The 12,893-nt window shown below is 69.5% G+C and carries 15 protein-coding genes; 9 read left to right on the forward strand and 6 right to left on the reverse strand.

The annotated features are described in order from the left end of the window. Positions 1-112 precede the first annotated feature (112 nt). The 5 genes from IFU30_RS00125 to IFU30_RS00145 all read left to right on the forward strand — a co-directional run bounded on the left by IFU30_RS00125 (position 113) and on the right by IFU30_RS00145 (position 4,879). Positions 113-658, forward strand: coding sequence for an MmyB family transcriptional regulator (locus IFU30_RS00125; protein ID WP_192003902.1), 546 nt, complete (start codon positions 113-115; stop codon positions 656-658). A 126-nt stretch (positions 659-784) separates the two neighbouring features. Next, complete coding sequence (locus IFU30_RS00130) at positions 785-2,002, forward strand: cupin domain-containing protein (protein WP_192003903.1); 1,218 nt, start codon at positions 785-787, stop codon at positions 2,000-2,002. A 95-nt stretch (positions 2,003-2,097) separates the two neighbouring features. After that, a complete protein-coding gene (locus IFU30_RS20150) occupies positions 2,098-2,997 on the forward strand; it encodes a helix-turn-helix domain-containing protein (protein WP_192003904.1) in 900 nt (299 codons plus the stop codon). Positions 2,998-3,005: 8 nt separating this feature from the next. Continuing rightward, the gene (locus tag IFU30_RS00140; RefSeq protein ID WP_342450773.1) at positions 3,006-4,073 is read left to right on the forward strand and encodes a Dyp-type peroxidase; all 1,068 of its coding nucleotides are present in this window, start codon (positions 3,006-3,008) and stop codon (positions 4,071-4,073) included. A gap of 2 nt (positions 4,074-4,075) precedes the next feature. Further along, positions 4,076-4,879 (forward strand): family 1 encapsulin nanocompartment shell protein, encoded by an 804-nt coding sequence (locus tag IFU30_RS00145; protein WP_192003905.1) that lies wholly within the window; start codon positions 4,076-4,078, stop codon positions 4,877-4,879. Here IFU30_RS00145 and IFU30_RS00150 read toward each other — a convergent pair. Further along, positions 4,876-5,955 carry a GlxA family transcriptional regulator gene (locus IFU30_RS00150; RefSeq protein ID WP_192003906.1) on the reverse strand — a complete coding sequence of 360 codons (1,080 nt, stop codon included), beginning with the start codon at positions 5,953-5,955 and terminating at the stop codon, positions 4,876-4,878. The two genes, IFU30_RS00145 and IFU30_RS00150, sit on opposite strands and share 4 nt — an antisense overlap. Positions 5,956-6,129: 174 nt before the next feature. Here IFU30_RS00150 and IFU30_RS00155 point away from each other — a divergent pair, with 174 nt between their 5' ends. Together IFU30_RS00155 and IFU30_RS00160 are read left to right on the forward strand one after the other, a co-directional pair. Further along, complete coding sequence (locus IFU30_RS00155) at positions 6,130-6,945, forward strand: SDR family NAD(P)-dependent oxidoreductase (protein WP_197977342.1); 816 nt, start codon at positions 6,130-6,132, stop codon at positions 6,943-6,945. Positions 6,946-6,976: 31 nt separating this feature from the next. Further along, positions 6,977-8,218 (forward strand): MFS transporter, encoded by a 1,242-nt coding sequence (locus IFU30_RS00160; protein WP_249404614.1) that lies wholly within the window; start codon positions 6,977-6,979, stop codon positions 8,216-8,218. Between the two features lie 21 nt (positions 8,219-8,239). On the opposite strand, the gene IFU30_RS00165 is transcribed toward IFU30_RS00160, so the two are convergent. The 5 genes from IFU30_RS00165 to IFU30_RS00185 form a co-directional block, all read right to left on the reverse strand. Beyond that, positions 8,240-9,499 (reverse strand): FAD-dependent oxidoreductase, encoded by a 1,260-nt coding sequence (locus IFU30_RS00165; RefSeq protein ID WP_192003907.1) that lies wholly within the window; start codon positions 9,497-9,499, stop codon positions 8,240-8,242. After that, positions 9,496-9,861 (reverse strand): UBP-type zinc finger domain-containing protein, encoded by a 366-nt coding sequence (locus tag IFU30_RS00170; RefSeq protein ID WP_249404615.1) that lies wholly within the window; start codon positions 9,859-9,861, stop codon positions 9,496-9,498. Before IFU30_RS00170 ends, IFU30_RS00165 begins: the two co-directional genes overlap by 4 nt. 113 nt (positions 9,862-9,974) lie before the next feature. Then, a complete protein-coding gene (locus IFU30_RS00175) occupies positions 9,975-10,301 on the reverse strand; it encodes a transcriptional regulator (protein ID WP_192003908.1) in 327 nt (108 codons plus the stop codon). Further along, entirely contained in the window at positions 10,294-10,737 is a 444-nt protein-coding gene (locus IFU30_RS00180) for a hypothetical protein (RefSeq protein ID WP_192003909.1), read from the reverse strand. Before IFU30_RS00180 ends, IFU30_RS00175 begins: the two co-directional genes overlap by 8 nt. Before the next feature lie 97 nt (positions 10,738-10,834). Further along, positions 10,835-11,149 (reverse strand): ArsR/SmtB family transcription factor, encoded by a 315-nt coding sequence (locus IFU30_RS00185; protein WP_124767719.1) that lies wholly within the window; start codon positions 11,147-11,149, stop codon positions 10,835-10,837. An 85-nt stretch (positions 11,150-11,234) separates the two neighbouring features. Here IFU30_RS00185 and IFU30_RS00190 point away from each other — a divergent pair, with 85 nt between their 5' ends. Together IFU30_RS00190 and IFU30_RS00195 are read left to right on the forward strand one after the other, a co-directional pair. Then, positions 11,235-12,284, forward strand: coding sequence for an SDR family oxidoreductase (locus IFU30_RS00190; protein WP_192003910.1), 1,050 nt, complete (start codon positions 11,235-11,237; stop codon positions 12,282-12,284). 88 nt (positions 12,285-12,372) lie between these two features. Further along, positions 12,373-12,867, forward strand: coding sequence for a hypothetical protein (locus IFU30_RS00195; protein ID WP_192003911.1), 495 nt, complete (start codon positions 12,373-12,375; stop codon positions 12,865-12,867). Positions 12,868-12,893 lie beyond the last annotated feature (26 nt).

Below are 12,893 nucleotides of genomic sequence, written 5' to 3' on the forward strand. Positions count from 1 at the left end.
CCGCGGCCGATCATGGGTCGTTTCTGGACATGTCGACCGACGATCGGTCGTTCGCTGAGCCTGACCCTGCGCGTCCCACCCGGTCGCCGCCCGACGTCACTATCGTGGTCGCATGGTTGAGCGCGGACCCGCCGATCGGCTCCCTCAGGACCTGGTCGATCTCGTCGACTCCTGGTCGACCGTCCCCGCGTTCGTCCATGACCGCCACTTCACGGTGCTGCACGCCAACCCCCTCGCCCAGGCGTTGTCGCAGGCCTTCCGTCCAGGAGCCAACCTGCTGCGCTCGACCTTCCTCCGCCCGGAGGTCCTCCGGGCGAGTCCCGACCCCGGCCTCGTCACCGAGCATGTGGTGGGCGAACTCCGGAAGTCGCTCGGCACCCACGAGTGGGACGCGGTCTTCGAGGGCCTCGTGGACGAACTCCGCTCCGGGAACAGCCGCTTCGCCGAGGCCTGGGCCGGGCTGGAGCCGGGCCTCCGACCCGATGCGGCCGAGTCGTTCACCTTCGACCGTCCGGATCTCGGGCGCCTCGAGCTGCGCTACCTCCAGTTGGAGGTCCCCGAGCACTTCGGCATGAGTCTCGTGGTCTGGCGAGCGTGCGACGAGGCTTCGGCACGGCTGCTCGCGGTCCTCGCCGGGCAGTCCCCCGACCGGACCTGACGAGCGGGCCGCTACGATCCGACCGCCGACGGGCACGATCTCGTCATCCGTCGGAAGGGTTGTCGTGCCGTCCCTGCTGGGCTGGAGACGATCCAGGCCGCAGGGCGGCGGAGCGAGGAGGACACCATGGATTCGACGGACGACACCGTCCCGCACCACGAGACCCCGAGTCCGGGCAATCCGGATCTTCCGGCGGAGGGCGAGGTGAACACGCTCCGCCACCCGCAGAGCACGCAGATGACCGGCCCGCAGAACCCGGCAGTCGCAAGCCAGTTCCCGAACCAGATCGACGCTCCAGGAACCGACATCAGTACGCAGGCGTTCTTCTGGTCGTCCTTCAACATCTCGCCCCGCCGTGTGCAGGACGGCGGGTGGGCGCGCGAGGTGACGAAGCAGGACTTCGCGATCTCCGACGAGATCGCCGGCGTGAACATGTACCTCGAGTCAGGCGGCATCCGCGAGCTCCACTGGCACCAGACGGCCGAGTGGGCCGTCATGACCCGTGGCAGGTGCCGGGTCACCACCCTCAGCCGATCCGGGATGCCCAGCGTCGAGGACGTGGAGGAAGGCGATCTGTGGTTCTTCCCCGCCGGGACGCCGCACTCCCTGCAGGGGCTGGGTCCCGACGGCGCCGAGTTCGTGCTCGCCTTCGACGACGGCGACCAGTCGGAGTCCAACACCCTGCTGCTCACGGACTGGTTCGCCCACACGCCGCCGGACGTGCTGGCGAAGAACTTCGGGGTGGCCCAGGAGACCTTCGCGGACATCCCGCTCCACAACCTCTGGATCTTTCCCGGCGACGAGCCCGGCCCGCTCGCCAAGGACCAGGAGGACGCCGGAGTCGAGTGGGGAGCGTCGGAACCGATCATCTTCCGACTGTCGCGGTCCAAGCCACTCCACCGGAACAGCGGCGGGAGCATCCAGATCGCGGACAGCACCAACTTCCCGCTGTCGCAGTCGGTCGCCGCAGCGCTCGTGACGGTGGAACCCGGGTCGATGCGCGAGCTGCACTGGCATCCCAACGCCGACGAGTGGCAGTACTACCTGCGCGGATCCGCCAGGATGACCGTGTTCAACACCGGACCCCACGCGAACACGACCGACTTCCGCCCCGGCGACATCGGCGTCGTGAAGAAGAACCTCGGACACTACGTGGAGAACACCGGTGACGACGTGCTGCAGTTCCTCGAGGTGTTCCGCACGGACCGCTACGAGGAGGTCTCCCTCGCGAACTGGCTGGCGCACGTGCCGCCGTCGCTCGTCGCCGCACACCTGAACATCGACGAGGCGACCCTGGCGACCTTCCCCCGGGAAGCGCAGGGGATCACGCCGCTGCGTCCGTGATCCGGGCAGGGTGGCTCTCGGCGGGCCACGCTCGCCCAGGGCCATCCGTCCTAGCTTGAGCGGGACACCACTCGTTCAACCGCGCGGAGGCACCGATGAACAGCGAACGCAGCACGATCGAACCGGCCGAGGGCTCCTGGTCCATCTCGGACGACCGGGCGTTCGTCCTCATCGACATGCTCAGCGACCACCGGGATCGGCGGCGCCACGCGCTCAGGACCGCGCGCTCGAGGCGCTGGCTCGACTCCTACGGTGAGGTGGTCGTGCGCTCGGTGCTGCTCGGGACCACGAGCACGATGGAGCGGGACGAGTATGCGCGGGCCCTCCGTCACGACGGCCGCGACCACACGCTCGTCCTCGAGCACGTCGGCGGCTTCGTCCTCGTGACCTCCGAACGACGCGCCGCCTCACCCGTCGACGAGTGGGTCCGCTCCGTCGCGCCGGCCGGTGTCCGCATCTCCGCGATCGGTTCGGCCGTGCTGCACGCGGACGAGGACGACCTGCTCGGCGTCGTCGACGAGGCCCGCACCGCTGCCGAGATCGTCGGTCAGGTCGGGGACGCGCTCGGGTCGACCCGCGCGGAGGATCTCGGCGGATGGCGACTCCTGCACGCGATCGGTGGCGGGCCGCAGCTCGTGACCTCGGCGTCGCCGGCGGCCGACGAACTCTGGCACGCGGATCCCGTGCGTCGGGAGACGGTGGAGACCTACCTCGACTCCGGGTGCAACGTCGTCGTCGCGTGCGAGCGGCTCCACATCCACCGCACGACGCTCTACTACCGGCTCGACACCATGCCGGAGGTCGTGCGCGACGCGCTGGCCGACGGCTTGAAGCGGAGCACGCTGCACCTGTCGCTGAAGCTGCTCCGCCTCTGGAACGACGTCCCCACCGCGTCGGAGCGGTCGTCCGCGTCCAGCCGACGCCGACGCGTTTCGGAGACCCGTACCGTCGCCCCGGTGCGGCAGCTGCACCCGCAGACCGCTGGCACCGAGTAGAGGTCGACGTGACCAGTTCAGCACGACGCGTCCCGATCGAGCCTCAGGCCGTGGACGCGCCGCTCAGCGGGACCGCCGTCTTCCTCGTGCTCACGGTGGGCGACGCGGTCGGCGCGATCGACACCGTCCGCAGCACCCTGGCGGGTGTCGCCGATGTCCTGAAGAACGTCGCCTTCCGCGACCTCGACGCCGCCCTGTCCTGCACCGTCGGGATCGGCGCGCGCGTCTGGAGTGAGCTCACGCGCAGTCCCGCACCGAGGGAGCTCCATGTCTTCCCCGCGGTCGTCGGCGACCGGCACACCGCGCCCTCCACGCCCGGCGACGTCCTGCTCCACATCCGCGCTGCGAGACGCGACCTGTGCTTCGAGTTCGAGCGGCAGCTCCTGGACCTGCTCGGCGACGCAGTCGAAGTCGTGGACGAGACGGTCGGCTTCCGGTACTTCGACGTCCGCGACCTGCTCGGCTTCGTCGACGGCACGGCGAACCCCGTCGGGCAGGACCTTCCCGACGCCACGCTCGTCGGTGACGAGGACCCGGCCTTCGCCGGTGGCAGCTACGTCGTGGTGCAGAAGTACACGCATCCGCTCGACCGCTGGCGCGCGCTCACCACGGAACAGCAGGAGGCGATCATCGGCCGCACGAAGGCCGACAACGTCGAACTCGACGATGCGGAGACCGGCCAGAAGTCGCACAAGACCCTGTCCACGATCGTCGTCGACGGTGCCGAGCACGACATCCTCCGCGACAACATGCCGTTCGGGAGCCCGGCCGGCGGCGAGTTCGGCACCTACTTCATCGGGTACGCCCGACGGCTCTGGGTCATCGAGCGGATGCTCGAGCGCATGTTCATCGGTGACCCACCGGGACTCCACGACCGACTCCTCGACTTCTCGACCGCCCGGACCGGCTCCGTGTTCTTCGCTCCGAGCGCCGCGTTCCTCGAGGCGATGGACGACGATCCGGCCCTGTCCGGCCCCGCTGATCCGGCGAGCGCCGTCATCCCTGCCTCGCCGCCCGAGCCCGCCGACGGTTCCCTCGGTCTCGGCTCGCTCCAAACCGCTCCCGAAAGGACGTGACCGTGAACAACCATCTCTTCCGACACCTCGCGCCGATCACCGATGAGACCTGGCAGATGCTCGACGACGAGGCCCGTGCGCGCCTCACCCCGGTCCTCGGCGGCCGACGGGTGGTCGACTTCGCCGGCCCGCTGGGTTGGGAGCACTCCTCCACCGACATCGGCCGTGTCGGCGCGGTCGTCGACGCCCCGATGGACGGGGTGATCGCCCGACAGCGTGCGTCGCTGCCCCTGACGGAGGTGCGTGCCGACTTCGCGCTCATGCGCAGCGAGCTGGACAGCGCGGCGAGAGGCGCACTCGACGTGGACCTCTCCCCGCTCGACGACGCGGTCACCCGCTTGTCCACGGTGGAGAACGCGGCGATCCTGTCCGGCTGGTCCGCGGCCGGGTACACGGGTGCGACGGCTGCCTCGCCGCACCCACCGTTGACGCGGGACGACGACCCGACGCGGTTCGCACAGGTGGTCGCCACGGCGGTCGAGACGCTCGCGCGGGCCGGGGTCGGCGGCCCCTACGCCCTGGCCGTCGACGCTCCGGGCTGGGTGTCGGTCACGGGCGGCAACGACAGCGGTGGTGCGCGGCTGTCCTCGCACATCGAGGCGATCCTCGGCGGGGAGATCGTCTGGACGCCCGGCATCGAGGGAGCCGTCGTCCTCAGCCGACGTGGCGGCGACTTCCTGTTCGAATCCGGTCAGGACATCGCCCTCGGCTATGCGGCGCACTCGGCCGAGTCGGTGAGCCTGTACCTGGAGGAGAGTTTCAGCTTCCGCGTCGTGACGCCAGAGGCTGCCGTCGCGATCCGTTAGCGCGCCGACACGGCTCCGTCGATCGGGTCGGCCAGGGGCGACCGGGTCTGCAGGGACGCCTCGACCACACCGACGCCCGTCGTGCGGAACCGTCGCTGGTACTCGGAGGGCGTCGTGTTGTACCGTGCCGCGAACGCGCGGCGGAAGGCGATCGGGCTGGCGTACCCGGCGGCAGCGGCGACCTGCCCCACCGTGTCCCCGGCCTCCAGCATGCCGAGCGCGACGTCGAGTCGGAGCGAGCCGACGTACTGGATGGGCGTCATGCCCAGCTCGTCCCGGATGACCCGGTTGAGATGGCGGACACCGACGTTCGCGTGTGCGGCGATGTCGGCCAACGATCCCGCCCGGGTCGGATCGCCATGGATGTAGTCCGCGACGGCCTTCGCGATCGAGGTCCGCGCCGGCTTCGCGCGGACGGAGGCGGAGAACTGCGACTGGCCGCCGGACCTGCGCATGTAGACGAGCAGCAACTGCGCGATGGAGCGTGCGACATCCGCACCGTGGTCCTCCTCCACGATCGCGAGCGCGAGGTCGATCCCGGCGGCGACTCCGGCCGAGGAGTAGGTGTCGCCGTCGCGGACGAAGATCGAGTCGGGACGGACGTCGATGGAAGGGTAGGCGGTGGCGAGCGCGCCGGTGAACTTCCAGTGGGTCGTCGCCGACTTGCCGTCGAGGAGACCCGTGACCGCGAGGGCGAACGCTCCGCTGCAGATCGATGCCACCCGCTCGGCTCGGGCCGCGAGGTGGCGGACCGCACGCTGCACCTCCTCCGGGCGGTACACCTGTGGTGCGGACTCGCTCCCCGGGACGATCACGAGGTCGAGCGGTCCGCTGTCGGCCGCGGCGGCGTCCACGCCGACCCGGAGTCCCATCGACGTGACGACGTCCTCGCCGTCGTGGGAGAAGAACCGGACGTCGTAGCCGTCGACCCGCTGGTTCGCCTCGGTGAACACCTCGGCCGGGCCGACGAAGTCGAGCGTCTTCACCTGGTCGAACAGGAAGATCCCCACGCGGCGTCGTCGCACGGGTCCTCCGAGGATGGGCTGTGGTCCTGGCTCCTGCTGGGGCGGGCTCATCCCCACATCCTGCCCGACGAGAGCGCCCCGGCCAACGTCGGATTCGACTTCTGTCGCACCTGCCGCCGACGAACGTCCGAAGACTCCGGCCCGGCGCCGGCGTAGCCTCGGTCGGACCGGCCCGCCGCCTGGAATCCGGCCCATACACTCCACGACGCCCAAGGAGATCCGCTCATGCGACTCGAACGCGCGGGGACCATCCCCCTCGACCTCACCCATCGCACCGCGCTGGTGACCGGCTCGACGAGCGGAATCGGTTACGCCATCGCCGCGCGGCTCGTCGAGGCGGGGGCGGACGTCATCGTCAACGGCCGCGACGCCGATCGCCTTGAGGCCGCCGTCCTCTCGCTCGACACCGAATCGGTCGAGTCGGTCCGGGGGATCACCGCAGACGCGACCACCCGGGAGGGGGCCGAACGGCTCGTCGCTGAGGCCGGTCAGGTCGACATCCTCGTCAACAACCTCGGTGTCTTCGAGGCCGTACCGCCGCTGGACATCACCGACGAGCAGTGGCGGTCGATGTTCGAGGTCAACGTGCTGTCGGCCGCTCGCCTCACCCGGCTCCTGCTCCCCGGCATGTCCGGTCGCGGCTGGGGTCGTGTCGTCAACATCGCCAGCGACTCCGCCGTGGTCATCCCCGAGGAGATGATCCACTACGGCATGTCGAAGACCGCCCTCCTCGCGGTGAGCCGCGGCTTCGCGAAGGCTGCCGCAGGGACCGGCGTCACCGTGAACTCGGTGATCGCCGGCCCCACCCACACGCCGGGCGTGGAGACCTTCGTCCGGCAGCTCGTCGGCGACGAGCTCGAGTGGGACGACGCCCAGCGAGAGTTCATGCGTCTGCACCGCCCGCAGTCGCTCATCGGTCGCCTCCTCGAACCCATCGAGATCGCGAACCTCGTGGTGTACCTCGCCTCGCCGCTCGCGTCCGGCACCACCGGCGGCGCGCTCCGGGTCGACGGCGGCTACGTCGACTCGATCCTGCCCTGACGTCGACACCGATCGAGAGCCGAGCGACCCGATGACGACCTCCACTGTTTCGACCCGATCCCGCGTCTCCCACGGTGCCGGATTCTGGATCGTCGCCACCACGTTCCTGCTGGTGATGGCCTACTCGACGGTCCCCACCCCGCTGTACGCGCTGTACCAGGCGAGGGACGGGTTCCCCGTCTCGACGATCACCGTCATCTTCGCCGCCTACGCCGTCGGCGTCGTGTTCAGCCTCTTCTTCGTCGGCCACATCAGCGACTGGGTCGGGCGGCGGCGGATGCTGCTCATCGCGATCCTGATCTCGGCACTCTCGGCAGTGCTGTTCCTCCTCTGGAGCAGCGTGGAGGGGCTCATCGTCGCGCGGATCGTCAACGGTGTCAGCATCGGCGTGCTCACCGCGACGGCGACCGCTCACCTCGGCGAGCTGCGTGCGGTCGCCCGGCCGGACGAGAACTCGATCGTCGCGGCATCGGTCGCCGGGGCAAGCAACCTGGGCGGTCTCGCCCTCGGACCGCTCATCGGAGGACTCTTCGCCGAGTTCCTCCCGAACCCGCTCGTGCTCCCGCACGCGGTGTTCCTCGTGGCGCTCGTCATCGCCGCGATCGTCATGGTCTCCGTGCCCGAGACCGTCGAGCAGAGCGAGCCGCGGAGGCGCTACCGACCACAGCGCCTCGCGGTCCCGGCGTCGTCCCGAGGGGCGTTCATCGCCGCGGGGTTCGGGGCCTTCGCCGGCTTCGCGCTCCTCGGCCTGTTCACCTCACTCGCACCCACCATCCTCATCGGCACCTTCGACGCACCGGACCACCTGCTCGCCGGTGTGACGACGTTCTCCGTGTTCGGAGCCGCCGCGCTCGGTCAGGTGCTGCTCGCTCGACTCCCGTTGCAGCGCCAACTCCTGATCGCGACCGTGAGCTGTGGCATCGGACTCGCCGCGGTCGCCGCGGGGGCGGTCCTGCCGCAGCTGGGGGGTCTTCCTCGTCGGCGGTGTGATCGCCGGACTCGGTGTCGGCGTCCTGTTCAAGTCGGCGATCGCGACCGCCGGATCGCTCGCCGATCCCGCCCGCCGGGGCGAGACGCTGTCGCTCGTGTTCCTGATCGCCTACTGCGGCCTCGCACTCCCGGTGCTGGCCATCGGCTTCGCCCTCACCTTCGCACCGGAGATCGACGTGCTGCTGATCTTCGTCTCGCTCGTACTGGTGACGACGGTGGTCGCCGGTGTCGCGATGACCCGGCGAGCGGCCGGACGCCCCTGACCGGGCCCGGCGGCCACTGAACGGGCGGTGTCGGCTTCGGCCTACCCGAACGTCTCGGCGAGGTAGCGATGGACGAGGGAGACCGCCATCGCCCCCTCACCGACGGCCGACGCGACCCGCTTGATGGAGTTGGCGCGGACGTCACCGGCGGCGAACACGCCGGGCTGGTTCGTCTCGAGGTGCAGGGGCTGACGGCGGAGTGGCCACGCCGACAGGTGCTCCGGCAGCAGGTCGCCTCCGGTGAGCAAGAAGCCGCGCGGGTCCAGCGCGACCGCGGAGTCGCGGGCCCAGGCGGTGTTGGGGCTCCCGCCGATGCAGATGAACAGGCGCGACGCAGGCACGTCGGTCGTCGTCCCCGCGGAGTCGATGGTCAGGCCGCGGAGGCGGTCCTCGCCGTGGAGCGCGGTGACCGTCGTGTCCACGAGGATCTCGACATTGGGAGCCGCGAGCAGTCGCCGCAGGAGGTAGGTCGACATCGTCGACGAGAGGGAGTGCCCGCGGACGAGGACGGTGACCCGCTCAGCGTGCGCGGCAAGGTTCATCGCCGCCTGGCCCGCCGAGTTCGCACCGCCCACGATGTAGACGTGCTCGCCGACGCACGAGGACGCCTCGCTCGTGCCGGCGCCGTAGTAGACGCCGGAGCCCTCCAGCTCGTCCTCCTTCGGCAAGCCGAGGCGACGCCACTGCACCCCCGTCGCGCAGACGACCGCCCGTGCGGAGAGTCGCGAGCCGTCCGCGAGCTCGGCCTGCATGTGGTGGTCGCCGAAGCTCCGGCTCAGGCTGTGACGCATGACGAGCAGTTCCGCGCCGAACGCGATCGCCTGTCGTCGCGCCTGCTCGGCAAGCTCTGCGCCGGAGATGCCGTGCGCGAAGCCGAGGTAGTTCTCGATGAGACTGCTGGAACCTGCCTGGCCACCGACGGCATCCCGTTCGACCACGGCGACATCGAGTCCCTCGGACGCCGCATAGACCGCTGCCGAAAGCCCGGCCGGTCCGGCGCCGTAGACGAGGACGTCGTACTCGCTGCGCTGCGGTCGCTTGATCCAGCCGAAGTGTTCGGCGATCTGCGCGGGCGTCGGATCGGCGAGCCGGGTGCCGTCGGGGAAGGCGACGACGGGAAGCCGGGCCTCCGCCAGACCCGAACCGAGCTGCGTCCGACAGTCCTCGTCCGTCTCGACGATCACCGTCTGGAACGGGACACCGCTGCGGGTGAGGTAGTCACGGATCGCGAAGGCCTCGCGACCGAAGGACCGCTCGAACACGAGCAGTGGTGCGATCGCCACCTCCCCGACGACGGTCATGAACCGAGGAGTCGTTCCCACTGGGCGGGGACACGGTCGTGCGGCCCGGGGACCGTCTGCGAGCGTGGGTGACTGAGCGGAGGCGCGAGGGTCGGACCGACGAAGGACTCCTCCGTGCCGTAGTCGTAGAACCAGTCCTCACCCGGCTCGTAGCTCCGGATCACGCGATGACCGGTGGTGGTCGCGTGCTTCGTCGCGTGCTTGTTCAGGGAGTCGTCGCAGCATCCGATGTGCCCGCAGAACGTGCAGCGGCGGAGATGCAGCCACCAGCTGTCGGTCGCCTCGCACTCGACGCAACCGGGCCCGGACGGCGGGACGTCCGGCTTGATGTACTGCTCGACGTCGTCCATGGTGGACCTCATCTCGGCTCGTGCTGCGGTGACGTGGACTCACCGTACGGCCCTCCGTGCGCGGCCCGCTTCGACCTCAGTCGGAAATCGAAGGCTCGTCAACCGTTCGTTCGCGCAGCATCCCGTCAGCCCCGAGCGTTCTGCACGATCGCGGTCAGGGCGTCGAGATAGGAGTCGAAGGCGACCCGGCCCTCCGCGGTGAGTGCGATGCGGCGGCCGCGGCGGTCCGTGTCGCTCTTCCCGACCTCGATCACCCCGGCGTCGGCGAGCGCCGAGAGGTGCTTCGAGAGGGCCGACTTGCTGACGCCGGTGATGCGCAGGAGCGAGGCGAAGTCGGTGTACTCGGCGGGCGCCAGTGCGGACAGCAGGGCGAGGCGGGCAGGCTCGTGGAAGAGCGGGTTCAGCGCCTGACGGCTGACCGCGGCGTCTTCGACTGCATCGTCGTCAGGCATCGCGCGACCCCGACCGTCCGCCGAGCGGCGTGGAGCGGTTCGCGAGGCGCACCAGTGCGGGCAGACAGACGGCGAACACGACGACGGCTGCGACGAGCGCGGACACCGTGTTCGGTACGGAGACACCTGCGGAACGGGCGATCCACTGGGTCACGACGTAGACCACGGCGACCGCCACGCCGCTCGCGGTGAGCAGCAGTACGCCGGTCCGGTCCGCCCAGTCGAGGCGGAGCTTCACCGGGCGCGCGAGGGACAGTGCGACGAACCCGATGGCGACGAGTCCGAGCAGCCAGACCATGTCGAGGTCGACGACGACCCCGAGCGCGATGATGAGTACCGCGGTGAGGATGGCGGTGGTGAGCGCTCCCTGGCGGGCGGAGCGGCGCGAGGCGTCTCGTGCCTGGTTCAAGCGGTCCTGTGCGTCTTCATGATCCATGATCGACCTCCAGTCGTTGCGCCTGAAGAAACTATCATAGTGTTTCCCTAAAGGAAACAACCATCGGGCGCGACGCTTGCCATCGCGCCACGCCCCCCTAGACGGCGAGCGTCACGTGCCGACCGAGCGCTTCGATCGCGGCCTCGTCGCGCTGATAGTGCGACCACTGGCCGATCCGGGTGCATGTCACGAGGCCGGCGCGCTGGAGGGTGGCCATGAACTGCGAGGCCGTCGACTGCGACACCTCGGCCCTCGCCTGGATGTGCTTGAGACACACGCCGACCTCGGCCGCCGGCTGATCCTGCGGCGGGAACGACTCGGGATCCTTCAACCACCCCAGGATGGCCAGGCGCGTCGGGTGGCCGAGCGCCTTGAAGACCGCCACCAGGTCCAACTCGTCAGCGTTCGTCATACGTCGACCATATCGCAATATCGCGATTCCACGATGTTGTGCAACACTGTGGATCGGTAAATCGCGATCTAACGATGGAGATGTCATGGCGCAACACACAGCACTGGTGGTCGGAGCCCGCGGAGTGATCGGCGGGAACCTGATCACCCACCTCGAGGGGCTCGGCTGGGACGTGATCGGGTTGTCCCGCCGGGGCGGTACCGACCGGGGATCCGTCAGGCACCTCGCGGTGGACCTGCTCGACCGCGACGCGACCATCCACCAGTTGCAGGGCCTGTCGGAGGTGACGCACCTGTTCTACGCCGCGTACCAGGACCGCCCCAGCTGGGCCGAGCTCGTCGAGCCGAACCTCGCGATGCTCACCAACGTCGTCGATGCCGTCGAACCCGTCGCGCCGGGCCTCGAGCACATCAGCCTGATGCAGGGCTACAAGGTCTACGGCGCGCACCTGGGACCCTTCGCGACACCCGCGAAGGAGTCCGACCCGCCGCACATGCCGCCGGAGTTCAACGTCGACCAGCAGCAGTTCCTCGAGCGCCGCCAGGTCGGGGCCACCTGGTCGTGGTCGGCCTTACGGCCGTCGGTCGTCGCCGGGATCGGCCTGGGCAACCCGATGAACCTGGCGATGGTCATCGCCGTCTACGCGTCCATGAGCAAGGAACTGGGCATCCCGTTGCGATTCCCCGGAAAGCCCGGCGCGTACGCGAGCCTGATCGAGATGACCGACGCCGACCTCCTCGCGAAGGCCACCGTGTGGGCGGCGACCACGGAGCATGCCCGCAACGAGGCGTTCAACATCACGAACGGCGACCTGTTCCGGTGGTCGTCGATGTGGCCGAAGATCGCCGCCTTCTTCGACCTCGACGTCGCGCCGCCACTCGAGATGAGCCTCGCCGAGGTGATGGCCGACAAGGAGGCCCTGTGGAACGCGATGGTCGAGCGGCACGGCCTCGCGCCCACCAGCTACGCCGAGGTGTCGTCGTGGGCGTTCGGCGACTTCGTCTTCGCGTGGGACTACGACGTCATCGCCGACACCTCGAAGTCCCGCCGGGCCGGCTTCCACGAGTACGTCGACACGGAGGCGATGTTCCTCCGGATCTTCCAGGACCTCCGCGATCAGCGACTCATCCCGTAGGCGTCGGGTCGGTGATCCGCACAGGACGGATCACCGATCCACCGGATGGTCGATGTGCCGGCCGCCATCGCCTGGCTAGCGTCGCAGTATGGCCGAGCGAACCGCATCACCGACACTGCTGCCCGGGCCCGATCCGACTCGCGCTTCAGGCCACGACCAGGTGGTGCGACGTCGACAGCTCCGAGCCGCAGGCATCCTGCTCCTGCTCCAGGGTGTCCTGATGGAGGGGCTGGTCGCCCTGGCGCTGCCGGTACTCCTGATCCTCGGCGTTGCGCCAGACGATCTCCCGACGGGGATCCACGTCTTCGCGCTCCCCTACCTCGACGACAACCTCGGTCTCATGATGTTCATGAGCGGTGTCTTCGGTGCGCTCAGGACGATCGGAGCTATCGGGGTCCTCCGCAATCGGCAGTGGGGCTTTGCGCTGTCACTCGTGAACTGCGCCGTGACACTGGTGCTGATGATCTTCATGCTGCCCGCCGGAGTGGCGGACGGGCTCCTCTCGGGCGGCGCGCTCCTGCTGCTCCTGCTGGGGTGGTTCGGACGGGCGGAGATCCTGCCGGAGCCGCGGTCGGCGGCGTAGAGCTGGGATCGCCACGGACACTCCGG

This window comes from Plantibacter sp. CFBP 8798 (genome assembly GCF_014841195.1).
GTDB lineage: Bacteria > Actinomycetota > Actinomycetes > Actinomycetales > Microbacteriaceae > Plantibacter > Plantibacter auratus.

Excerpts from the sequence above, each read along its gene's own strand:
- IFU30_RS00190 (WP_192003910.1), top strand. The coding sequence starts at position 11,235 with ATGGCGCAACACACAGCACTGGTGGTCGGAGCCCGCGGAGTGATCGGC.
- IFU30_RS00180 (WP_192003909.1), bottom strand. The coding sequence starts at position 10,737 with ATGGATCATGAAGACGCACAGGACCGCTTGAACCAGGCACGAGACGCC.
- IFU30_RS00155 (WP_197977342.1), top strand. The coding sequence starts at position 6,130 with ATGCGACTCGAACGCGCGGGGACCATCCCCCTCGACCTCACCCATCGC.
- IFU30_RS00150 (WP_192003906.1), bottom strand. The coding sequence starts at position 5,955 with ATGAGCCCGCCCCAGCAGGAGCCAGGACCACAGCCCATCCTCGGAGGA.
- IFU30_RS00185 (WP_124767719.1), bottom strand. The coding sequence starts at position 11,149 with ATGACGAACGCTGACGAGTTGGACCTGGTGGCGGTCTTCAAGGCGCTC.
- IFU30_RS00170 (WP_249404615.1), bottom strand. The coding sequence starts at position 9,861 with ATGAGGTCCACCATGGACGACGTCGAGCAGTACATCAAGCCGGACGTC.
- IFU30_RS00160 (WP_249404614.1), top strand. The coding sequence starts at position 6,977 with ATGACGACCTCCACTGTTTCGACCCGATCCCGCGTCTCCCACGGTGCC.
- IFU30_RS00165 (WP_192003907.1), bottom strand. The coding sequence starts at position 9,499 with ATGACCGTCGTCGGGGAGGTGGCGATCGCACCACTGCTCGTGTTCGAG.
- IFU30_RS00125 (WP_192003902.1), top strand. The coding sequence starts at position 113 with ATGGTTGAGCGCGGACCCGCCGATCGGCTCCCTCAGGACCTGGTCGAT.
- IFU30_RS00195 (WP_192003911.1), top strand. The coding sequence starts at position 12,373 with ATGGCCGAGCGAACCGCATCACCGACACTGCTGCCCGGGCCCGATCCG.
- IFU30_RS20150 (WP_192003904.1), top strand. The coding sequence starts at position 2,098 with ATGAACAGCGAACGCAGCACGATCGAACCGGCCGAGGGCTCCTGGTCC.
- IFU30_RS00175 (WP_192003908.1), bottom strand. The coding sequence starts at position 10,301 with ATGCCTGACGACGATGCAGTCGAAGACGCCGCGGTCAGCCGTCAGGCG.
- IFU30_RS00130 (WP_192003903.1), top strand. The coding sequence starts at position 785 with ATGGATTCGACGGACGACACCGTCCCGCACCACGAGACCCCGAGTCCG.